Source organism: Serratia ureilytica (assembly GCF_017309605.1).
GTDB lineage: Bacteria > Pseudomonadota > Gammaproteobacteria > Enterobacterales > Enterobacteriaceae > Serratia > Serratia ureilytica.
Window position 1 is genome coordinate 1,179,752 of the sequence record NZ_CP071320.1, and the last position, 20,112, is coordinate 1,199,863.

Here is a 20,112-nt window from a genome sequence, read left to right on the forward strand (position 1 = left end):
CGGGATTGTCTGTATGATTAATGCTCTTCTTGGTATGGGCAAGGGACTGATTTTCCAATGCGTGAATTGACAAGGCCGTTAACGATTTTCACCAGTAAGAAGCCTTTTAACGACCGTTTTGCGGATGATATGCAATATGGCGATATGGATGAACGTACACTTAAGCAACGGTATCGCGTGGGGCAAGTATCAACGTTTATCGATTGGAGTACTTATAAATCGCCCTATGATCATCCGGCAACGCGAAATATTCCGGCAGCAGGAAAAGAAAAGGCGGTTGCCATGCTTTTTGATGAGCTGAGAGCTGCATCGAGATACTTTTCTTTTACTGGCGTTTATCAAGGCTTGATAGTTAAGCTCTTCAATCACATGCAGGGCAATAACGGAACTGACTTTCAAGATGTTCAAATGGATTTAGCCTATAAAAGGCTGATACTGAGCGATAAATCAGAAAATAGTACGCTAATTCGAATTAAAAGTGTTCTCGACACCTTTGACTTTAACTCATATCGGCTGAATAAAGAGGCATTTGCTCTTCAGTTATCACAGAGCCGTTTGCCAAAGTATGTCCGCTGGGAAGACTGCATAAATGGAATGGGAGTCAGTGTGCATGAGGTCAACAGTACAGAGATCAGTGTTGATTCTTTGGTTTTTCAAGGTAATAGATATACTGCCGTGATTAGCTATAAAGCTCAGGATCATTTTGGATTGGATAAAGAAGATATTAGCAAGTTAACGTTTAATTCTATTGGTTTTTTCAGGATTTGGTTTGTACTTCAAAGGTATAAAGAGTTCGCGTTTAGACCCTTTTTCACCAACTTTGGCGCGAAGATAATAGTGACAGGTGAAAACTATGCTTAACAAGAAAAAGGTTGCGTTCTTTTCTTTGGTTGCCGTAGCGGCTTTTTGGTTGGTTTGGGTGCTTGTCAGGCCGGCTAATGTTGTGCGGGTTGATGGTGCTGCTGTTTATGTTCAATACCTTCCGTTGACCACGGAAGGTAAAATATCTTGGTGGAATGATAATAAAGATAAACTTCAGGAAAAATATCATATTATCAAAGACGAGAGTCACTTTACCGTTGCCGTAATGAATTTTGATGGCTATGTTGCCGCTCCGACGGGTAGCAATGATGGAAGTGTTGATGACTATCATTGTTTTGCCGAGGGCGATGCCAAGAACAAATGTATCTATAAGGATATAGCGATGATTATTAATGGTGATGCTAATAAAAGGATTTTTATCAGTCTGGATGGGAAGACTTTTGCTCAAGAGCCTGACGGTAAGACCACGCTGTTAAAAAAATAGTGACCCTTACTCTTACCCCCTGATTTTCCTCGTTTTCAATCAGACTCGTCTAGGTGGTGGTCAGGGTTTCGCCCTCGCCAAGCCCGCGCAACGGCGGGCTGAGCAGGGAAGGACGTTTAACGCCCTTTTTTCTTGCGTCCTGGCTGGGTAAAGCGCTTGCGGCCGGCCGGCGCAGCGGTTTTATCGGCGCTTTTCGGTCCGCCGGCGCTCGGTTTTTTCGCCGGGGAAGATTTGGCCGGGGCTTTCTTCGTCGGTTTAGCCTCGGACGAAGAGCCTTCAATCAGCTTGAACAGCTCAATCAGCTCGTCATCGGTCAGATCGCGCCATTCGCCCAGCGGCAAGCCTTTCAGGCTGACGTTCATGATGCGCGTGCGTTCCAGCTTGGTGACCTCATAGCCGAAGTGTTCGCACATGCGGCGGATTTGGCGGTTCAGCCCCTGCACCAGCGTGATGCGGAACACGAACGGCGCTTCTTTCTTCACCTTGCATTTTTTGGTCACCGTGCCAAGCATCGGCACGCCGGCGCCCATGCCGCGAATAAACTCGTCGGTCACTGGCTTGTTGACCGTCACCAGATACTCTTTCTCGTGATTGTTGCCGGCGCGCAGGATCTTGTTGACCAGGTCACCGTGGTTGGTCAGAAAGATCAGCCCCTGCGAATCCTTGTCCAAGCGGCCGATCGGGAATATGCGCTTGCTGTGGTTGACGAAGTCGGTGATGTTGTCGCGCTCGCCGTCCTCGGTGGTGGTAACGATGCCGACCGGTTTATTCAGCGCGATCAGCACCAGATCTTCTTCATTGCGCGGTTCGATCAGCTGACCGTTAACCTTCACCACATCGCCGGCAAATACCTGGGCGCCAACGGTGGCGCGTTTACCGTTGATGAAAACGTTGCCCTGTTCGATGTATCGATCGGCGTCGCGGCGTGAGCAGATACCGCTCTCGCTAATGTATTTGTTCAAACGAATGGATGAGTTAGTCAGCATGGGATCTCCGTAAAACGCGGACTATACATTACCCGGATGGCGCTGCGAAGCGAATCATGCAGGGGGCGGCGGCTATGAACAAAATCCGTCCCTGCATCAAAAAGTGCAGACGATAAGTGGTGTCGACAGGCCTGCGTCTTATTGCGATGCTGTTGTCGTCAATAGACTTGCGATCGTCGTTTTGGCATAGCCGATGAATGCCGCCAACGGCTGCTGATGCTGAGACAGGTCATCTATCGCTTGTCCGAGATAAACTCGCCGCGCGGTGCTAAGTACCGGCTGGTGTTCAGATGGCAAGCGTTCCAGCAGCCATTCGGCGGCCACATCTTTGGGGGCGATCCGACCGGTTGCCGCGCTGAACCAGATGCGCGCCAGCGCAAGCACAATGTTGCATTCGTCGCCATGCCAGTCATCAGGTTCGTTCCATTGACTCAGGGTATCGGTGAGCGCGGCGATGAAGTCACTGCGAGGGACGCTGTCATACAGGAGTTCAAAGGAGGAGCCGAACAGATGTCGATGATGCTGCCGGGCTTTGGTAAGCAGGATCGCCACATCAGGATCCAAGGTGGCGGGGGAGACAATTCCCACCAGCAACTCTTCACGCAGCCATTCGCCAAACTGTAACTCACGTCGTGGCGGATAGCGCCAAGGTTTGATGTCGGTCTGTACCAGCACGGTGACTTCCAGCGGGCGAAAAATACTGTCGGCATCTGGCGGAGCCGACACGGTCAGCAAAGCTTTCATGAGGGCGGCCCGAGTGGTTGACATCAGCGGCTTGCTGATGACGACCAAGATGTCGATATCGCTGTTGGGTTTAAGACCGCCATCGACCGCAGATCCATACAGATGGATGCCCAAGAGTGTCTCGCCGAGTTGCTCTGTCAGCACATTGTATGCGGCGTCGATCTGTGCGGCGATTTCGGCTGGAAGTGTTTCTTTTATAGCTAATTGGCGATTGTTAAAAGATGGCTCAAACCGTTCCCCCACCTTCACCACCCGGGTGTTAAGCGGGGTGAGCGTCTGCCCGGCGTTGCCGATCGGCGTCAGGCGCGGCACGGGGCGGCCGCTGTCGCTTTCCACCAGCGTTGAATGCGCCTCTCCTTCGGCGAACAAATGATCTTCCCCCCACTGGCGCAGGCCAACGATCACCGGAAATAGCGCGCGGCCTTTCTCGGTCAGCACATACTCCTGATAGGCACTGCCGTCTGCGGCGGGCACGCTCTCCAGCACGCCGTGCGTCACCAGGGCGCGCAGCCGGGTGGCAAGGATGTTCTTCGCCATCCCCAGCCCTTTTTGAAATTCGCTGAAGCGGGTGACGCCGTCGAAGGCGTCGCGCACGATCAGCAGCGACCACCAGTCGCCAATCACATCCAGCGTGCGCGCCACCGGGCACGGCGCGTCTTCCAGGCTCTTACGTTTCACGACGATTATCTCCTGCTGCATATTCTGGTTGCATTATAAAACCTCTGCACCTAAAGTTCATTGGGTTTAATAATGAAACCACATTAAGGTGTGCGATGAGCGACAAACTGCTGGATCCTCCCTGTGCGGCATTAGGGCGCCTGCCGGCCGCCCTTGTGCTGCTGTTGGCCGCCGCCAGCGCCTTTAGCGTGGCCAACGTTTACTATGCGCAGCCGCTGTTAGACGCCATCGCCCGCGATTTTTCCATCAGCCTGGCGGCGGTCGGCATGGTGATCGCCGTGACTCAGTTGGGCTGCGCGCTGGCGTTGCTGTTGGTGGTGCCGCTGGGGGATCGGTTGAACCGGCATCGATTGCTGGCGGGGCAACAGCTGGGGCTGATCGCTGCGCTGCTGCTGGTGGGCTGGGCGCCCAGCGCGCCCTGGCTGCTGGTGGGGATGATGCTGGTGGGGCTACTGGGCACCGCCATGACGCAGGGCCTGATCGCGTTCGCCGCCGCCCTGGCGCCGCCGCAGGAGCGCGGGCGGGTAGTCGGCGCGGCGCAGGGCGGGGTGGTGCTGGGGTTGCTGCTGGCGCGCACCTTGTCCGGCGCGCTGGCGGACGTCGGCGGCTGGCGCACGGTGTACTTCTTCTCTGCCGGAGTGACGTTGGTATTGCTGCCGATCCTGTCGCGCATGCTGCCAGCGCCACGCACCGTTCCCAGCACGCTGAGTTATCCCGCGCTGCTGGGTTCAATGTTGAGCCTGTTGTTGCATGACCGCACGCTGCAAATTCGCGGCATGCTGGCGCTGCTGATGTTCGGCGCTTTCAGCCTCTTTTGGAGTTCGCTGGTGTTGCCGCTGAGCCAGCCGCCGTTCAACTTCACCCATGCCGCGGTGGGAGCGTTCGGCCTGGTCGGCGCGGTGGGCGCGCTGGCGGCGGTGCGCGCCGGGCATCTGGCGGATCGCGGGCTGGGGCAGACGGCCAGCGGCGTGTGTCTGCTGCTGTTGACGCTGGCCTGGCTGCCGCTCGGTTTGCTCGGCAGCGGCCTGGTTTGGCTGGTGGCGGGCATCGTGCTGCTGGATCTGGCAGGTCAGGCGATCCACGTGCTGAACCAGAGCATGATCTTCCGCGCGCACCCGCAGTCGCACAGCCGGCTGGTGGGCTGCTACATGCTGTTTTACGCCGTCGGCAGTGGGCTGGGCGCCTTTGCCGGCACCCATATGTACGCCTGGGCGGGCTGGAGCGGCGTCTGCTGGCTGGGGGCGGGCGTCAGCCTGAGCGCGCTGCTGTTTTGGCGGCTGACGCTGCGAGGGATGCCGCCCTCAGCGACGGCGGTGGAGCAGTGAAAGCTGGAAGCCCAGCGCACCGCACAGCTGCTGAGGCGCGGTGAAGCCGCTTTCCGCCAGGAGGAGACGGCTGCGCGCCGCTGCCATCGGGTGCCAGTTGCGGCGGGTGCGTTCGATCACCTCCTGCGCCTGCGCCGCCGAATGCCCGGCGCTTTGCAGCCAATGTTGGTAGTGGCTGGCGGGCAGGCCCTCCGGTTGATAGTCGAACAGCAGCAGCGGTGCGGCGGGGGAGAGGCGCTGCGCCAACTGCTGCAGGAAGTCCAGTTTGGCGCCATCGTCGGCGATAAAGTGCAGCACCAATGAGCACACCGCCGCGTCGTGGCGGGTTTGCGGCGCTTGTTGCAGCAAGGTGGGCTGGAAACTCACCCGTTGTGCATAACCCGCGGCTTCGGCTTTGGCGCGTGCGGCCGCCAGCATGCCGGCGGAGGGTTCCACGGCGCTGAAACGCCAGCTGGCGTTGGCGGTGGCCAGCGCCGCCAGTTCACTGCCGGTGCCGCAGCCGGCCAGCAATAGCGTGGCGTCATTCGGCAGCGTCTGCGCGAGCGTCGCCGTTAGCAGCGCCTGGGCAAACTGATAGCCGGGCACCAGGGTCAGAATACGGCGATCGTAGTCCGCCGCCGCGGCATCGGGGAAGCGAGTATCCGTTTGATGTTGCATAACCTTCCTTGCCAGGTTCATTGAGAGAGACAAGGAAGGGTATGCTTAAGTGATAATGAAATCCATTATCACTAATGGGTTCTGTGACGGGAAAGGCGGCGTTAGCGGGCCGGCGAATGCATCAGGTAATAATCTTCTTCGCCGTCGTTGCCAGTGGAGATGATGCGCCAGCCGTGCTTGCGGTAGAACGCCAGCGCTTTTTCATTTTTCACCAGGCATTTCAGCGAACCGGTGGCGGTGAAGGTGGCTTGCGCCGCATGCAGCAGCGCACTGCCGACGCCGCGCGGCGGCTGATGGGGATCGACATACAGGTTATGAATGAAGTTATCTTCGCGGTAGACGGAGACGAATCCCAGCAGCGCGCCGCCGTCTTCCGCCACCCAAATCGCTTCGCCCAGCGTCGCGCCGTCGAAATCTTCCAACTGATAGTTTGAGGTATCGCGCCAGCCGAACGCCGCCTTGCGCGACGCCAGGTACAGCGTGCGCAGGAAGGGGCGATCGGTCTCTTGGTAGGGTCTTATCTGCATGGCATCTCCTGGTGGTTTGTGCTCACTATAGCGCATTGCGCGGCGTATGCCCGCTGGGCCAATTTAATCGCTTGTTTGTCCGCGCCGCCGCTGGCATGATCCCCAGTAGGGATTAACGCAACGTTGATCACAACCTATTGATTTTCATGACTCGGGGTGCCCTTCCGCGTGAAGGCTGAGAAATACCCGTATTACCTGATCTGGATAATGCCAGCGTAGGGAAGTCACGGCCGCTCAACCGGCGCCGCCTTCTTGAACGCCGGTTGGGAGGAATATGATCGCTCGACCTGATGCACTACCCGGCGCCCGCGCCGCGGCCTGCCTGACCCAATTCCAACAGCGGCCTCCGCTGATCCACTGCCTGACCAACGAAGTGGTGCAGTCGCTGACCGCCAACGTGCTATTGGCGCTCGGCGCCTCTCCGGCGATGGTGGTGGAGCCGCAAGAGGCGGCGCAGTTCAGCGCGCTGGCCGACGGCCTGCTGATCAACGTCGGCACCCTCAACGCGCTGCGCGCCGAATCGATGCGGGCGGCGGTGGCCGCCGCCAATCGGGCCGGTAAGCCCTGGACGCTGGATCCGGTGGCGGTCGGCGCGCTCTCCTACCGCACCGCCTTCGCCAAACAGCTGCTGGACGAGAAACCGGCGGCGATACGCGGCAACGCCTCGGAAATCATGGCGCTCAGCGGGTTGCTGGCCAGCGGCCGCGGCGTGGATAGCGGCGACGACTCGCTGGCGGCCTTGCCCGCCGCGCGTGAGCTGGCGCAGCGCAGCGGCGCGGTGGTGGCGGTCACCGGCGCGGTGGATTACGTCACCGACGGCCAGCGCGATTGGGCGATCGAAGGCGGCTCCCCGCTGATGACGCGGGTGGTGGGCACCGGCTGCGCGCTGTCGGCGGTGGTGGCGGCGTTTTGCGCCCTGCCGGGCGATCGCCTGGACAACGTGGCGACCGCCTGCCGGGTGATGTCCCACTGCGGCGGCCTGGCGGCCAGGCAGGCCGCCGGGCCGGGCAGCTTTACGCCGGCGTTCCTCGATGCGCTGTATCAACTGCGCGGGGAGGATCTGTGATGAAACGCATTAACGCCCTGACCATCGCTGGCACCGATCCCAGCGGCGGCGCCGGCATTCAGGCCGATTTGAAGGCTTTCTCGGCGCTTGGCGCCTACGGCACCTCGGTGATCACCGCGCTGGTGGCGCAAAATACCCGCGGCGTGCAGTCGGTGTATTACATCGATCCGGCGTTCGTCGCCGCGCAGCTGGACTCGGTGTTCAGCGACGTGCGCATCGACAGCGTCAAGATTGGCATGCTGGCCAACGCCGACATCGTGCAGGCGGTGGCCGAACGGCTGCGCCATTACCGGCCGGAATTCGTGGTGCTGGATACCGTGATGCTGGCGAAAAGCGGCGATCCGCTGTTGGCGCCGGAGGCGGTGGCGTCTATCCGGCGCGAGCTGTTGCCGCTGGTGTCGATCATTACGCCAAACCTGCCGGAAGCGGCGGCGCTGCTGGCGTGCGCGCCGGCGGAAGATGAAGCGCAGATGCGCGAGCAGGGGCGGGCGCTGCTGGCGATGGGCTGCCGGGCGGTGCTGATGAAGGGCGGCCACCTGAGCGAAAGCGAGAGCCCGGACTGGCTGTTTACCGCCGAAGGCGAGCAGCGCTTTACCGCGCCGCGCGTCGCCACCCGCCACACTCACGGCACCGGTTGCACGCTCTCGGCCGCGCTGGCGGCGTTGCGCCCGCGCCATGCCGACTGGGCGGCCACGGTGGCCGCCGCCAAGGACTACCTGCAACACGCGCTGCAACAGGCGGACACGCTGGAAGTGGGGCACGGCATCGGGCCGGTGCATCATTTTCACGCCTGGTGGTGAGTCAACTTTTTGCCGCAACCGTGGTCTGACTAGTTCAGGCCCGGTTTACGGGCGAAACCTGATTTAACCTAGGGAGAAGGACTATGACGGGACACCAGGCGCTGCGTTGCGCCCTCTTCGGCGCACTGCTCAGCTTCAGCGCGGGCAGCTTCGCTCAGCAGATCGTCACCACATCGGATTTGATTCAGCAGCCGGGGTATCAGGCCAGCTGGCAAAACATGGTCAAAAGCCAGGCGCGGATGCCGGGCTGGGCGCGCAAGGGCGTCGGCACCTCTACGCCGGCGCAAAACTTGAGCTGGAAGGGCAAAGAGTATCTGGTCGGCAACCTGTGCAAGCCGCACGACTGCGGCAACAACTTTTTGATCGTGGCGTTCAGCGCGGACAAATCCCAGGCCTGGGGCGTGCGGGTGGAAGTGGAAGATCGGCCGGAAGCCGTCGATCATCCGAAGAAATACGCCAAGTACCAGTGGCTCGGCAAGCCGGATGACGACATGAAAGCGCTGCTTAAGCAGCAGTTCGAGAACAATCCCGACTGGAAATGATCTGACCGGGGGCGCTGACGATGCCGCCCCCGGCGTTGATCAGCCGATGCCGGCCTGATGCAGATCGTGCAGGTTGAGCGCCCCCACCAGCACGCCGTCCATATCGACCACCGGGGCCGCGCTGATGTGCTGTTCGTGCAGCGCTTCCAGCGCTTCGCCGGCGCGCCACTGCTCCGGCAGCCGATAGCCGGGGCGGGTGATCGCCGGGCTGAGCGGATCCTGCAGGCTGTTGCCCTTCACCAGCCAGCGGCGCAGGTCGCCGTCGGTAAACACGCCCACTACCCGCTGCTGCGCGTCGCACACCGCCACCAACCCGAGCCCGGTGCGGCTCAGTTCCAGCATCGCTTCCATCACGTTGGCGCTTTCGCTCACGCGCGGCAGGCGATCGCCGGTGCGCATCAGGTGATGCACGCGGTTCAACAGGCGCGCCCCCAGGCTGCCGCCCGGGTGCGAGCGGGCGAAGTCTTCCGCATTGAAACCGCGCTGGCGCATCAGCGCCATCGCCAGAGCGTCGCCCATCATCAGGGTGTTGACCGCGCTGGAGGTGGGGGCCAGCCCCATCGGGCAGGCTTCGCGCTCGACGCCGATATCCAGTACGCAGGCCGCGCCCTGCGCCAGCGGCGATTCTTTGCCGCCGGTGATGGCGATCACCGGAATGCCGTTCTCCGCCAGCAGCGGCAGGATCAGGTCCAGCTCTTTGGCGCGGCCGGAATAGGAGATGAACACCACCACGTCGTCGGCGCCGATCATGCCGAGATCGCCGTGCAGCGCCTCCGCCGGATGAACGAAGAACGACGGCGTGCCGGTGCTGGCCAGCGACGCGGCGATTTTTTTGCCGATATGGCCGGACTTGCCGATGCCGGAAATCACCGCTTTGCCGCGGCAGTTCAGCAGCAGCTCGCAGGCGCAGACGAAATTGTCATCCAGGCGCGCCAGCAGGCGCTGCGCTTCGGTCAACTCGATCTCCAGCGTTTCGCGGGCGAAGGCGAGCAGGGCGTTGGCGTTACTCATCGGGGTCTCCTACCAGAATGATATTGATGCCTTTCGCCTGCAGGGCGGCGAGGTAATCGGGGTTGATGTCTCGGTCGGTGATCAGCGTATCGACGGCGCTGAGTTCGCACACCACGTTCGGGCTCTTGCGGCCGAATTTCGAGGAGTCCACCAACAAAATAATGCGGCCGGCGGCTTCGCACATCGCTTTGCTGACGTTGTGCACTTCGTTGAAGGTGGTGACGCCGGCGTTGAGATCGACGCCGTCCGCGCCGATAAACAGCTTGTCGAAGCTGAATTGCTGAAACGCCGATTCGGCCAGGCTGCCGTGGAACGAGGCCGATTTTTTGCGGTAGGTGCCGCCGGGCATCAGGATGGTCTGATCGTTATCCAGCTCCACCAGCGCGTTGACGATGGTCAGGCTGTTGGTCATCACCGTGATGTTATTGAACTGCGCCAGGTGCGGCACCATCTGCAGCACCGTGCTGCCGGCGTCGAAGATCAGCGAGTCGCCGTCGGCGATCAGCGCCACGGCGGCGCTGGCGATGCGGCGTTTTTTCTCGGTGTTGATATGGGTTTTACGGTCGATCGGCTGATCGCCGTCGTCGCGGCTGAGTACTACGCCGCCGTAGGTGCGGATCACCTCGCCTTCTTCTTCCAGCAGGGTGAGATCTTTGCGGATGGTGGTGCCGGTAGTGGAGAAATGCTCGGCCAGGGCGTCCACTGCCGTTTTGCCATGCTGCTGCAGATATTCAAGGATAGCGGCCTGCCGCTGCTTTGGTTTCATCGCGATTCCCGTTCACAAGAGTGGGGCATTTCCCCTCGCTGAATAATTCACTATGAAAGGTAATGCCTTTTAATGTGAAAATATCACGATTTGGGTTCAATCGCTAACGATAGTGCAGACTGGCATGCGCGATCCTCGGGGAAGATCACATCCGGGCGCAAATCCCGCTGATGCAAACCGTGCAAATGAGGCAGCGGGCGGGGCCGGGCGAAAACGGTCAGGCCGCGCAGCAACAGGCTGCCGCATACCCGCCGATCGGCGTCGAAGGCCAGCGCCAGCACCACCCGTGGGCGAAAACGGCCGCCGGAGCGGCCGACGCCGACGGCGCCCAGTCGGCATAAGCCGTCGAAGGCGCGGTTAAAACGTTGCAGTTGCCACCAGCCGAAGGCGATTTGCAGCAGCCAGGCCAGCAGCGCGAAGGCGATCAAAGCTTGTGTCATGGGGTTCTCCTTATGCCCCCTTCCGCGGAAGGGGGCGTCGGTGGCCTCAGAACATCACCTGGCCGCCGGTGATGTTGATCGATTGGCCGGTGCAGTAAGAGGCCTTATCGCTGGCGTAGAACAGCAGGGTGTTCAGCACGTCCTGGTAGTCGCAGCCGCGCTTCAGCGGCACTTTGTCGATGTAGTACTGCTCCACCTGGTCCGGCGCGATGCCCAATTTTTGCGCGTACTGCGGCAGCAGCGATTGAAACATCGGCGATTTCAGCAGGTTGCCGAGCATCAGCGAATGCACCGTAATGCCGTATTCCGCCAGATCGAGCGCCAGCGACTGCGTCAGCCCCACGCCGCCGAACTTGGCGGCGCTGTAGCCGGAGTTGTGCTTGCTGCCGACCTTGCCGGACTTGGAGTTGATCTGAATGATGCGCCCGGCGATGCCGTCGCGGATCATCAGGCGCGAGAACTCGCGGGCGCAGAGGAAATAGCCCACCAGGTTCACCTGCAGCGAGCGGTCGAAGTCGCCCAGCGGGAAGTCGGTGATCGGCGCCGCCTTGGCGATGCCGGCGCTGTAGACCAGCAGGTTGGTTTGGCCAAATTCCCGGTCAACCGCCGCCGCCAGCGCGATCACGCTCTGCTCGTCGGTGGCGTCGGCCTGAAAACCGCAGGCGCTGCCAGCGCCGTACTCTTCGTTGATCTGCCGCGCCACCCGATTGGCGTTGTCGGCGTTCAGATCGGCCACCGCCACCCGATAGCCGGCCTGCGCCAGCCCGCGGGACAAAAAGGCGCCTAACGTTTGGCCGCCGCCGATCACTACAGCTACTTCAGACATGGTCTACTCCTTATGCGATAAATGACAGCGTGCTGCCCAACGGGATATCGGTCGGCGTCGGGCCGGAAACGTGGATCGAGCCGGGGAATTCGGCTTCGGCTTCGCCGTCGAAGCGCACGGTGATGTGGCCCAGTTCGCGCAGATTCTGTGTGGCGACGCTGCCGACGGCGGTGATGGCGTAGCGCTGCTGCGCCAGTTCCATCACGCCGCCGACCTGCAGCTCACCGGCGGTCGCGCCGTGGCGGTGGATAAAGCAGAACTCTTCGATATCCGCCGGCGCGCCTTCCCGGAAAGTGATCAGCATGTTGTCCAGCAACGCGTCGCGGGCGCAGCCGCCGATCTGCGTGATGGTGGTATGAAAAATGGTGTGCATAAACGTCTCCCTGGAAATCATGCTATTGATAAATAAAGGCCGAGGCGGCCCAGGCGATCAGGACCGTTGGCGCGCCGGTCAGAAAGCGCCCAACCAGCACTGAAGGCACGCCGACCCGTACGGTGTCCTGTTTGGCTTCCGCCAGCGACAGGCCGACCGGAATGAAATCGCAGGCGGCCTGCGCGTTGATGGCGAACAGCGCGGGCAGCGCCAGCTGCGGCGGGATATGGCCGAGGCCGATCTGCACCCCGACCAGCACGCCGATCACTTGGGCGATGACCGCGCCGGGGCCGAGGAACGGCGACAGCAGCGGGAATGAGCAGATCAGCGCCAGCGTCACCAGGCCGATCGGGCTGTTGGCCAGCGGCGTCAGGCCGTGAGCGATAAAGTCCCCGAGGCCGGAGGCCATGATGATGCCGATCAAGGCCGAGACGAATGCCATAAACGGCAGAATGGTCTTCAGCACGGTGTCGATAGTGTCGCGCCCGGCCTGGAAGAACACCGCCACCACCGATCCCATGCCCATGCCGACCTTCGCCAGTAGCCCGTCGCTTTGTTCGGTGATCTTCTTGCTGGTGTCGTAGTCGCGCGCCTTGGGCGGCGCTGCAACGGCGGCGGCGGGTGGGTTCTCCGTCGCGTCGATTCGGCTGATGTTGTGGTCGCGCACGCCGGAGACATAGATGTCTTCGAGGATAAACTGCGCCAGCGGGCCGGACTGGCCGGTGGCGTGGATGTTGACCGTCGGAATGCGGCGTTTCGGGTACAGGCCGCAGCGCAGGGTGCCGCCGCAGTCGATCACCGCCACGCCGATCTCTTCCGCCGGTGGCTCGCCCTCTTTGAAACCGTCGACGGCGGGCCAACCGGTCAATTCGCTGAGGCGATCGACGATGGAAGGCCGGGTGCCGGCGGTGATGTACACCACTTTTTTGCCGGGTTCTATCGGCAGTTCCAGGGGGCCGCCCCAGCCGCTGGCGCCTTTTTCAATACGGATATAAGCACTCATGCTGCACTCCACGAATTAAAGTTGCACCTGGCGATCCAGACGGATGCCCATCTTGCGTTCGAACAGACTGGTGGTGAGATCGGTGACCCAGCCGCGGAAGAAGTTGGTGAACAGCCCCACCAGGAAATAGCTCACCGCCAACGGGCCGAGCGGCAGGCCGAGGGTAGTCAGGCCGCTGGCGATGCCGAGGTAAACGAACAGCTCGCCGGGGTTGATGTGCGGGAACAGGCCGTTCATCGAGTGGCAGCTGTAGGAGGCCGCCGCGTAGTAGCTTGGCTTGTATTTCTCCGGCATGAAGCGCCCCAGGCTGAGGGTCATCGGGTTGCAGAAGACAAAGGTGCCGATCAGCGGCAGCAGCAGATAACGCGAGACGGGGTTGCCCGCGCAGCGCTGCGCCAATCGTTCGATACGTTCCTGGCCAACAAATTTGATCAGCGCGTTCATGATAACCAACAGGCTGATCAACAAAGGTAAAATGCCGGTCACCATGCCGACAAACACTTCACCGCCTTTCTGAAACAGGCCGATAAACCACTCGGCGCCGTGGGTGATTAGCTCAATCATTATGTTCTCCTGTAATGGACTGATATGGCCTGGAGCGAACGGCGGCTCTGTCGCCATGGGCCTTACAGTAGTCACTTTGTTGGGCTATTTGTTTTAAATAGATCACAATTTGAAAGATAAATATTTTATTTTGAAAGTTTAAAGTGAAAGAAAGAGAAGGTGAACGGCGCGAGAGGCGGGATAACGGGCACAAAAAAGCCCGGCGAACCGGGCTTTGTGACAGGCGGTCTGTCACATCAGGCGATGGTGACCTTCTTGTCCAGGTAGGCGTCTTGTACGGCGTTGATCAGCGCCACGCCGTCTTTCATCGATTTCTTAAACGCTTTACGCCCCAGGATCAGGCCCATGCCGCCGGCGCGTTTGTTGATCACCGCGGTGCGCACCGATTCCTGCAGATCGTTCTCACCGGCGGCGCCGCCGGAGTTGATCAGCCCGGCGCGGCCCATGTAGCAGTTGGCCAGCTGGTAGCGCACCAGATCGATCGGGTGATCGGTGGTCAGCTTGGTGTAGACGCGATCGTCGGTATAGCCGAATTTCACCGCGCGGTAACCGCCGTTGTTTTCGGCCATTTTCTGTTTGACGATGTCGGCGCCGATGGTGGCGGCGATGTGGTTGGCCTGGCCGGTCAGATCGGCGCTGGAGTGGTAGTCCACGCCGTCCTTGTTGAACGCCGGGTTGCGCAGATAGGCCCACAGCACCGTGACCATGCCCAGCTCATGCGCGCGCTCGAAGGCGATCGAGATCTCTTCGATCTGGCGGCGCGACTGCTCGGAGCCGAAGTAAATGGTGGCGCCAACCGCCACTGCGCCCATGTTGAACGCCTGCTCGACGCTGGCGTACAGGGTCTGGTCGTACTGGGTCGGGTAGCTCAGCGTTTCGTTGTGGTTGAGTTTGACCAGGAACGGAATTTTATGCGCATAGCGGCGCGATACCGACGCCAGCACGCCGTAGGTGGAGGCGACGCAGTTACAGCCGGCTTCAATCGCCAGCTCGACGATGTTCTTCGGATCGAAATACAGCGGATTGGCGGCGAACGAGGCGGCGGCGGAGTGCTCGATGCCCTGATCGACCGGCAGGATCGACAGGTAACCGGTGCCGCCCAGGCGGCCGTGGTTGAACAGGGTTTGCATCGAACGCAGCACGCTGTTGGGGCGGTTGTTATCGATCATTACGCGGTCGACGAAGTCGGCGCCCGGCAGGTAGAGATTCTCGGCGGGGATAGTGGTACAGCGGTGTTGCAGCAGATCTTCCGCTTCCTTTCCTAGCAACTGCACAATATCAGTCATGATTCACTCCCGATTAAGCTTCTTCATACACCGGCAATGCAAGGGTTTTTGACCACCGGCGTAGTAAAAAAGCGGTGATTGAAGCTGTAAAGCGATGCTACCGAACTTGATCCGGCAAGGACAAACAATAGATGCGATTGAGAGGAAATGCCATTGGCGTGGCCAAATACGCGGGGGCGATCGCCCCCGGCTTGCTAAGCGATTGATTATTCGATCTCGAACCACGCGGTATTCTGTTGGGAGATCGGGGTGATGGAGTAGATCATCTCCTGCAGATGATCGTGGATGGCGCGCTCCGCCGCCTCGGCATCGCGCGCTTTCAGCGCTTCGTAGATGCGGTAGTGCTGCTTGATCAGGCTCTCCGGCGGCGAGACTTCGCTCAGGCTGAGGAAACGCACCCGATCCATGGTGGCCTTGATGGTTTCGATGGTCTCCCACGCCAGCGGGCAGTCGGCAAACTGGGTCAGCAGCTGGTGGAATTCGTCGTCCAGCGCCAAAAACTCGCGCGTTTGCCCGTTCTGCGCCGCCAGCGCCTGGCGGTGCAGGTTATGCTCCAGCGTCATCAGCTGCGCCGGGGTGGCGCGCTCGGCCGCGCGGCGCACGATGGCGCATTCCACCGCCTGACGGATAAAGCGCCCGTCGGCCACGCGCTTGGCGGAGATTTTCATCACGAAGGTGCCGCGCTGCGGCAGGATCTGAACCAGGCCGGCCTCCGCCAGCTTGATGAAGGCTTCGCGTACCGGCTGGCGCGAAACGCAAAAGCGGGTGGAGATCTCTTTCTCGGACAGCAGGGTGCCGGGGGGGATGGTGCAGTCGACGATATCCTTGCGCAGGAAGCGATAGATCTGTTGGTTGACCGGGACGTTGTTGGTGAGACTGTACGTTTCAGACATGGCGACAATCAGGCATCTGGCTGGAATTCGAATGCCACCATACTAGCAGATTATTGGTTAAGGGCGGGTGGATAAATCTACCCGCCGGGCAGGGTAACTCAGTGATGCCAATCCTGATATTCCTGCTTGCGCCGCCCTGGCGCGGTTTCCGGCATCAGGCTCAGGCCGATGGCCGACACCACGCCCAGCACCATCATGTACCCTGCCAGCCCGTAGTAGTGGCCGCCGGTCACCTGCAGGATCTTCACCGCCAACAGCCCGAGAATGCCGCTGCCGATCAGCGAGCCGATCTGCCAGATCAGCGCGATGCCGCTGCAGCGCACGCGGGTGGGGAACAGCTCCGGGAAGTAAGAGGCCTGCGGCGCGTAGCACATGCTGTGGCCGAAGGTCAGCACCACGATCATGGCGATCTGCGTTACCCAGAAATTATCGAGGTTGATCGCCATAAAGAACGGCACGATGCATACCACCTGCAGCAGCGCGCCGGCGATGTAAACCGGTTTGCGCCCCAGTCGATCGGAGAGGCGGCCCATCAGCGGAATGGCGAAAATCTCCAGCAGCACCGCCACGATCATCGCCTCCAGCAGAATGCTTTCGTTGAGGTGGTTGGCCTTGCCGTAGGCCAGTACGATCACCGTGAACATGGCGAAGGCGCAGGCCTCGATCAGCTTGGCGCACACCCCTTTGCCGATAAGGCCGGGATAGCTGCGGGCCACTTCCACCACCGGCCGGCTCTCCACCGCCTTGGTGGCGCGGATCTGGGTAAACACCGGCGACTCGTCGATCTTCAGGCGAATAAACAGCCCGACCAGCACCAGCAGCAGGCTGAGCAGGAACGGAATGCGCCAGCCCCAGTCCAGCATCTGCGCCGGCGACAGCACGGCGGTCAGCAGCGCGAACAGCCCGGACGGCAGCAGGAAACCGGCCGGCGCGCCGATCTGCACCCAGCTGGCGTAGAAGCCACGCCGCGGCGGTGGCGCGTATTCGGCGGTCATCAGCACCGCGCCGGCCTGTTCGCCGCCGACGCCGAAGCCCTGCAGCACGCGGATAAAGATCAGCGCGAGCGGCGCCCAGATGCCGATCTGCTCATAGGTGGGCAGCAGGCCGATGCAGAAGGTACCGAGGCCGACGATCAGGATGGTGATCACCAGCGCCTTCTTGCGGCCGACCTTGTCGCCGATGTGGCCGAACACGATGCCGCCCAGCGGACGCGCCAGGAAACCGACCGCGTAGGTGGCGAAGGCCGCCAGCGTGCTGATCAGCGGATCGGCGCTGGGGAAAAACAGCTGGCCGAAGAACAGCACCGCGGCGGTGCCGTAGGCGAAGAAATCATAGTATTCGGCGGCAGTGCCGATGGCCGACGCGCTGGCGACGCGCCGCAGCAGCGGTTGATTGCCGGTATTGACGGCGTTATGCGTGGTGATGGTCATCGGAAACCTCCCGGTCGGTAAGCGGCAGAGCGGCGACGGCGGCTTTGGCCCCCAGGCTCAGCAGTTGATGATAAGCGTGGCTGACGGCGTTGACGAAGTCAGGTGAATCGGGCAGATCGTGGCCGAAGACGCTGTCGAGTTGCAGCAGCGCCAGGACGCGGGGCCGGCCTTCCTCGCTGCCGGCGACCAACGCGGCGAGGCGTTCGCGCAGCGGATCGCTGATGGCGATCGGCGCGCCTTGTTCATCGCGGCCGCCGACGTAGCGCATCCAGCCGGCGACGCCCAGCGCCAGGCAGTCGAAGCGGCTGCCGCGCGCCAGATGCCAGCGGATCGCGTCCAACAGCCGCTGCGGCAGCTTCTGCGTGCCGTCCATGGCGATCTGCGCGGTGCGGTGCTTCAGCGCGCGGTTGCGGTAACGTTGCAGCAGCGAGTCGGCATACTGCGCCAAATCGACGTTCGGCACCTGCAGGGTCGGCGCCTGTTCCGCCAGCATCAGGTGACGGGCGGCGCGGACAAAATCCGCATCTTGCATGCAGTCGCCAACGTGCTGATAGCCGGCCAGATAACCGAGATAAGCGAGGAACGAATGGCTGCCGTTCAGCATGCGCAGCTTCATCTCCTCGTACGGCAGCACGTCGCTCACCAGTTCGGCGCCAGCCTTTTCCCAGGCCGGGCGCCCCTGGGGAAAGCGGTCCTCAATGACCCACTGGCTGAACGGCTCGCAGGCCACGCCGACCTCATCTTCGACGCCGCCCAACCAAGCATGGAGCTGCCCGCGGGCTTCCTGCGTCATCGCCGGCACGATGCGATCCACCATGGTGGAAGGGAAGGCGACCTCTTGACGCACCCAGTCGGCCAACGCCGGATCCTGCCGCTGTGCCAGTTCGACCAGCACCTGGCGCGTGACCCGACCGTTAGCCGGCATGTTATCGCAGGACATCACGGCGAACGGCGGCAGCCCGCGTTCACGGCGCAGGCGCAGCGCCGCCAGCAGCAGCCCCGGCGCCGACTCCGGCTGTGCCGGGTGGGCGATATCATGCGCGATCGCCGGGTGTTCCGCCATCAGTCGGCCGCTGGCGGGGTGGTGGCAATAGCCCTTTTCGCTGATGGTCAACGAGACGATGGCGATCTCGGGCTGCGTCAGCGCCGCCAGCACTGCCGCCAGCCCGTCGGTTTGCAGGTGCAGCGCCTGGCGCACCACGCCGATGACCCGGCCCCGCCAGCCATCGTCGTCCATCTCCGCCACCGAGAACAGCAGATCCTGTTGCTGCAGGTCGGCGATCTTTTGCCAGCCGTGCTGCATGCTGATTTCGCAGTAGCCCCAGTCACTGCCGTGCTCGCTGGCCAGCCTGTCGGCGTACATCGCCTGGTGCGCGCGGTGAAACGCGCCGAAGCCGATATGCGCCATGCGCGGTTTCACGCGCTCACGTGCGTAGCCGGGCCGGATAACGGCGGCCGGCAGCGCGCTGCGGTCGGAAAGTCTCATGTTCAATGTCCCTGGAGAGGTAAGCAAAGGGGCGAAGCCGCCCCGCCTGGCGTTAGGGTTTTAAGATTTGCACGCCCGCCGTTGAGCGCGGCGCCTTGATCACCAGCAGCACCAGCAGCGCGCCCAGCGCGGCGACGCCGCCCGCCAGCATAAAGGCGCTGTCGAATTTGCCGGTGTTCTGCACGATGTAGCCGGTGACGATCGGCCCGATGATGCCGGAGACGCTGCCGATCAAATGAATGAACCCGCTGGCGCCACCGACCCGGGATTTATGCACTACGTCCTGGATAATCGCCCAGTAGAGAGCGCCGGTAATGTAGAGGAAGAAGATCGACACTGACATCAGCATCACCGCCGGCACCACGCTGCTGACGGTGCCCGCCAGCGCCACGCACACCGCCGCCGCCAGCAGGCTGGTGACCAGCACGATCTTGCGCGACAGCAGCAATTTGCCGGTGATGTTGAAGATTTTGTCCGAAATATAGCCGCCGAGCGCCAGCCCGACGAAGCCGACGATCCACGGGATCATCGTGGTCAGGCTCATCTCTTTGATGTTCAGGTTGTGCGCCTGCACCAGATACGAGGGGAACCAGCTCAGGAAGAAGAACAGAATGTAGTTGTAGCAGAAGAAGGCGAAGGCGGTGACCAGAATGATCGGCTGCTTCAGGTAGTAACCCAGCCCGTGCGCGGCGTCGCTCAGCGCACTTTCCTCGCCGAGGTTTTCCTGTTTCAACCGTGCGATCAGCGCCCGTTCTTCGTTGCTGACGCGTTGGCTTTTCGCCGGGTTATCCGCCACCACGAAGAACCACACCAGCATCCAGACGATGCCGATGGCGCAGATGATCATAAACGCCGGCCGCCAGCCGAACGCCAGCGCCAGATAGCCGACGATCGGCCCGGCCACCGCGCCGCCCAACGGCGAACCGGCGCTGAGCAGGCCCATGGCGGTTGCCGCCTGCTTCTTCGGGAACCAGCCGTTGATCATCTTGTTGGCCGAGGCGCAAATCGGCCCTTCGGCCATGCCGAACAGGACGCGCAGGATCAGCATCGAGTAAAAGCCGGTGGCGATCGCCGTCATGCCGCAGAAGATGGACCACAGACCGACCGCCACGCCTAACACCAGCGTCGGGCCGAAACGGTCGACCGCCAGCCCGCCGACGAAGTTGAAGATGGCGTAGCCGAAGAAGAAGCTGCCGAAGATCAGGCCGAACTGTTCGGCGTTTAGCATCAGATCCTGTTCGATCATCGGCATGGTGATCGACAGCGCCACGCGATCGAGGTAGTTGATCATGTAGACCATGAACAGCAGGAACACGATGGTCCAACGCAGGTTCTTAAACATAAAGCACTCCACTGGGTGTCGTTTTAATCGTGATGCTTCGTTGTTTGCACGGGCGGCGGGT

At 61.4% G+C, this 20,112-nt stretch carries 22 protein-coding genes, 1 pseudogene and 1 riboswitch; of the genes and pseudogenes, 6 read left to right on the forward strand and 17 right to left on the reverse strand.

Annotation, left to right across the window (positions count from 1 at the left end):
- Positions 1-57: 57 nt before the first annotated feature.
- Together J0X03_RS05440 and J0X03_RS05445 are read left to right on the forward strand one after the other, a co-directional pair.
- Positions 58-861, forward strand: coding sequence for a YPO3983 family protein (locus J0X03_RS05440; RefSeq protein WP_069100039.1), 804 nt, complete (start codon positions 58-60; stop codon positions 859-861).
- Positions 854-1,306, forward strand: coding sequence for a DUF943 family protein (locus J0X03_RS05445; RefSeq protein WP_033644077.1), 453 nt, complete (start codon positions 854-856; stop codon positions 1,304-1,306). Before J0X03_RS05440 ends, J0X03_RS05445 begins: the two co-directional genes overlap by 8 nt.
- Before the next feature lie 116 nt (positions 1,307-1,422).
- Here J0X03_RS05445 and rluF read toward each other — a convergent pair whose 3' ends face one another.
- The 3 genes and pseudogenes from rluF to J0X03_RS24300 form a co-directional block, all read right to left on the reverse strand.
- Positions 1,423-2,292: a 23S rRNA pseudouridine(2604) synthase RluF gene (gene rluF, locus J0X03_RS05450; protein WP_047574034.1), complete on the reverse strand. Its 870-nt coding sequence runs from the start codon at positions 2,290-2,292 to the stop codon at positions 1,423-1,425.
- Between the two features lie 138 nt (positions 2,293-2,430).
- Positions 2,431-3,234, reverse strand: coding sequence for an aminoglycoside adenylyltransferase family protein (locus tag J0X03_RS05455; RefSeq protein WP_060660877.1), 804 nt, complete (start codon positions 3,232-3,234; stop codon positions 2,431-2,433).
- Between the two features lie 42 nt (positions 3,235-3,276).
- Positions 3,277-3,714: pseudogene (locus J0X03_RS24300) on the reverse strand (winged helix-turn-helix transcriptional regulator); the annotation flags it as partial.
- A 95-nt stretch (positions 3,715-3,809) separates the two neighbouring features.
- Here J0X03_RS24300 and J0X03_RS05460 point away from each other — a divergent pair.
- Complete coding sequence (locus tag J0X03_RS05460; RefSeq protein WP_160204489.1) at positions 3,810-5,039, forward strand: MFS transporter; 1,230 nt, start codon at positions 3,810-3,812, stop codon at positions 5,037-5,039.
- On the opposite strand, the gene J0X03_RS05465 is transcribed toward J0X03_RS05460, so the two are convergent.
- Entirely contained in the window at positions 5,016-5,696 is a 681-nt protein-coding gene (locus J0X03_RS05465; protein WP_129993534.1) for a class I SAM-dependent methyltransferase, read from the reverse strand. The genes J0X03_RS05460 and J0X03_RS05465 overlap by 24 nt on opposite strands.
- A gap of 101 nt (positions 5,697-5,797) precedes the next feature.
- Positions 5,798-6,223 (reverse strand): GNAT family N-acetyltransferase, encoded by a 426-nt coding sequence (locus J0X03_RS05470; RefSeq protein ID WP_033644074.1) that lies wholly within the window; start codon positions 6,221-6,223, stop codon positions 5,798-5,800.
- Positions 6,224-6,365: 142 nt separating this feature from the next.
- Positions 6,366-6,462, forward strand: a riboswitch (TPP riboswitch).
- Between the two features lie 35 nt (positions 6,463-6,497).
- Between J0X03_RS05470 and thiM the strand changes: the two genes are divergently transcribed.
- The 3 genes from thiM (at position 6,498) to J0X03_RS05485 (ending at position 8,631) form a co-directional block, all read left to right on the forward strand.
- Entirely contained in the window at positions 6,498-7,289 is a 792-nt protein-coding gene (thiM, locus tag J0X03_RS05475; protein ID WP_033651555.1) for a hydroxyethylthiazole kinase, read from the forward strand.
- Positions 7,289-8,089 carry a bifunctional hydroxymethylpyrimidine kinase/phosphomethylpyrimidine kinase gene (thiD, locus tag J0X03_RS05480; protein ID WP_025303881.1) on the forward strand — a complete coding sequence of 267 codons (801 nt, stop codon included), beginning with the start codon at positions 7,289-7,291 and terminating at the stop codon, positions 8,087-8,089. The genes thiM and thiD overlap by 1 nt, the downstream gene beginning before the upstream one ends.
- Positions 8,090-8,172: 83 nt before the next feature.
- Positions 8,173-8,631: an inhibitor of vertebrate lysozyme family protein gene (locus J0X03_RS05485; protein WP_160204488.1), complete on the forward strand. Its 459-nt coding sequence runs from the start codon at positions 8,173-8,175 to the stop codon at positions 8,629-8,631.
- A 39-nt stretch (positions 8,632-8,670) separates the two neighbouring features.
- On the opposite strand, the gene gutQ is transcribed toward J0X03_RS05485, so the two are convergent.
- The 12 genes from gutQ to J0X03_RS05545 form a co-directional block, all read right to left on the reverse strand.
- Entirely contained in the window at positions 8,671-9,642 is a 972-nt protein-coding gene (gene gutQ, locus J0X03_RS05490; RefSeq protein ID WP_069100799.1) for an arabinose-5-phosphate isomerase GutQ, read from the reverse strand.
- Positions 9,635-10,408 carry a glucitol operon DNA-binding transcriptional repressor SrlR gene (gene srlR, locus J0X03_RS05495; RefSeq protein ID WP_033644070.1) on the reverse strand — a complete coding sequence of 258 codons (774 nt, stop codon included), beginning with the start codon at positions 10,406-10,408 and terminating at the stop codon, positions 9,635-9,637. The genes gutQ and srlR overlap by 8 nt, the downstream gene beginning before the upstream one ends.
- Before the next feature lie 83 nt (positions 10,409-10,491).
- Positions 10,492-10,848 (reverse strand): transcriptional regulator GutM, encoded by a 357-nt coding sequence (gene gutM, locus J0X03_RS05500; protein ID WP_004941515.1) that lies wholly within the window; start codon positions 10,846-10,848, stop codon positions 10,492-10,494.
- A 46-nt stretch (positions 10,849-10,894) separates the two neighbouring features.
- The gene (gene srlD, locus J0X03_RS05505) at positions 10,895-11,674 is read right to left on the reverse strand and encodes a sorbitol-6-phosphate dehydrogenase (RefSeq protein ID WP_129993535.1); all 780 of its coding nucleotides are present in this window, start codon (positions 11,672-11,674) and stop codon (positions 10,895-10,897) included.
- Positions 11,675-11,684: 10 nt separating this feature from the next.
- Positions 11,685-12,047, reverse strand: a complete 363-nt coding sequence (srlB, locus tag J0X03_RS05510; protein ID WP_004941520.1) for a PTS glucitol/sorbitol transporter subunit IIA — start codon at positions 12,045-12,047, stop codon at positions 11,685-11,687.
- A gap of 22 nt (positions 12,048-12,069) precedes the next feature.
- Positions 12,070-13,050: a PTS glucitol/sorbitol transporter subunit IIB gene (srlE, locus tag J0X03_RS05515; protein WP_016926695.1), complete on the reverse strand. Its 981-nt coding sequence runs from the start codon at positions 13,048-13,050 to the stop codon at positions 12,070-12,072.
- Positions 13,051-13,065: 15 nt separating this feature from the next.
- Positions 13,066-13,614, reverse strand: coding sequence for a PTS glucitol/sorbitol transporter subunit IIC (gene srlA / locus J0X03_RS05520; RefSeq protein WP_004941528.1), 549 nt, complete (start codon positions 13,612-13,614; stop codon positions 13,066-13,068).
- A 236-nt stretch (positions 13,615-13,850) separates the two neighbouring features.
- Positions 13,851-14,900, reverse strand: coding sequence for a class I fructose-bisphosphate aldolase (gene fbaB, locus J0X03_RS05525; RefSeq protein WP_015378749.1), 1,050 nt, complete (start codon positions 14,898-14,900; stop codon positions 13,851-13,853).
- A 206-nt stretch (positions 14,901-15,106) separates the two neighbouring features.
- A complete protein-coding gene (locus J0X03_RS05530) occupies positions 15,107-15,793 on the reverse strand; it encodes a GntR family transcriptional regulator (RefSeq protein WP_060660360.1) in 687 nt (228 codons plus the stop codon).
- A 98-nt stretch (positions 15,794-15,891) separates the two neighbouring features.
- Positions 15,892-17,223 (reverse strand): MFS transporter, encoded by a 1,332-nt coding sequence (locus J0X03_RS05535; protein ID WP_069100800.1) that lies wholly within the window; start codon positions 17,221-17,223, stop codon positions 15,892-15,894.
- Positions 17,204-18,709: a mannitol dehydrogenase family protein gene (locus tag J0X03_RS05540; RefSeq protein ID WP_160204487.1), complete on the reverse strand. Its 1,506-nt coding sequence runs from the start codon at positions 18,707-18,709 to the stop codon at positions 17,204-17,206. The genes J0X03_RS05535 and J0X03_RS05540 overlap by 20 nt, the downstream gene beginning before the upstream one ends.
- 52 nt (positions 18,710-18,761) lie before the next feature.
- On the reverse strand, positions 18,762-20,051 hold the full coding sequence (locus J0X03_RS05545) for an MFS transporter (RefSeq protein ID WP_160204486.1): 1,290 nt from the start codon (positions 20,049-20,051) through the stop codon (positions 18,762-18,764).
- Positions 20,052-20,112: the final 61 nt, after the last annotated feature.

Coding starts and splice junctions, on each gene's coding strand:
- J0X03_RS05440 (WP_069100039.1), top strand. CDS start 58: ATGCGTGAATTGACAAGGCCGTTAACGATTTTCACCAGTAAGAAGCCT.
- J0X03_RS05445 (WP_033644077.1), top strand. CDS start 854: ATGCTTAACAAGAAAAAGGTTGCGTTCTTTTCTTTGGTTGCCGTAGCG.
- rluF (WP_047574034.1), bottom strand. CDS start 2,292: ATGCTGACTAACTCATCCATTCGTTTGAACAAATACATTAGCGAGAGC.
- J0X03_RS05460 (WP_160204489.1), top strand. CDS start 3,810: ATGAGCGACAAACTGCTGGATCCTCCCTGTGCGGCATTAGGGCGCCTG.
- J0X03_RS05465 (WP_129993534.1), bottom strand. CDS start 5,696: ATGCAACATCAAACGGATACTCGCTTCCCCGATGCCGCGGCGGCGGAC.
- J0X03_RS05470 (WP_033644074.1), bottom strand. CDS start 6,223: ATGCAGATAAGACCCTACCAAGAGACCGATCGCCCCTTCCTGCGCACG.
- thiM (WP_033651555.1), top strand. CDS start 6,498: ATGATCGCTCGACCTGATGCACTACCCGGCGCCCGCGCCGCGGCCTGC.
- thiD (WP_025303881.1), top strand. CDS start 7,289: ATGAAACGCATTAACGCCCTGACCATCGCTGGCACCGATCCCAGCGGC.
- J0X03_RS05485 (WP_160204488.1), top strand. CDS start 8,173: ATGACGGGACACCAGGCGCTGCGTTGCGCCCTCTTCGGCGCACTGCTC.
- gutQ (WP_069100799.1), bottom strand. CDS start 9,642: ATGAGTAACGCCAACGCCCTGCTCGCCTTCGCCCGCGAAACGCTGGAG.
- srlR (WP_033644070.1), bottom strand. CDS start 10,408: ATGAAACCAAAGCAGCGGCAGGCCGCTATCCTTGAATATCTGCAGCAG.
- gutM (WP_004941515.1), bottom strand. CDS start 10,848: ATGACACAAGCTTTGATCGCCTTCGCGCTGCTGGCCTGGCTGCTGCAA.
- srlD (WP_129993535.1), bottom strand. CDS start 11,674: ATGTCTGAAGTAGCTGTAGTGATCGGCGGCGGCCAAACGTTAGGCGCC.
- srlB (WP_004941520.1), bottom strand. CDS start 12,047: ATGCACACCATTTTTCATACCACCATCACGCAGATCGGCGGCTGCGCC.
- srlE (WP_016926695.1), bottom strand. CDS start 13,050: ATGAGTGCTTATATCCGTATTGAAAAAGGCGCCAGCGGCTGGGGCGGC.
- srlA (WP_004941528.1), bottom strand. CDS start 13,614: ATGATTGAGCTAATCACCCACGGCGCCGAGTGGTTTATCGGCCTGTTT.
- fbaB (WP_015378749.1), bottom strand. CDS start 14,900: ATGACTGATATTGTGCAGTTGCTAGGAAAGGAAGCGGAAGATCTGCTG.
- J0X03_RS05530 (WP_060660360.1), bottom strand. CDS start 15,793: ATGTCTGAAACGTACAGTCTCACCAACAACGTCCCGGTCAACCAACAG.
- J0X03_RS05535 (WP_069100800.1), bottom strand. CDS start 17,223: ATGACCATCACCACGCATAACGCCGTCAATACCGGCAATCAACCGCTG.
- J0X03_RS05540 (WP_160204487.1), bottom strand. CDS start 18,709: ATGAGACTTTCCGACCGCAGCGCGCTGCCGGCCGCCGTTATCCGGCCC.
- J0X03_RS05545 (WP_160204486.1), bottom strand. CDS start 20,051: ATGTTTAAGAACCTGCGTTGGACCATCGTGTTCCTGCTGTTCATGGTC.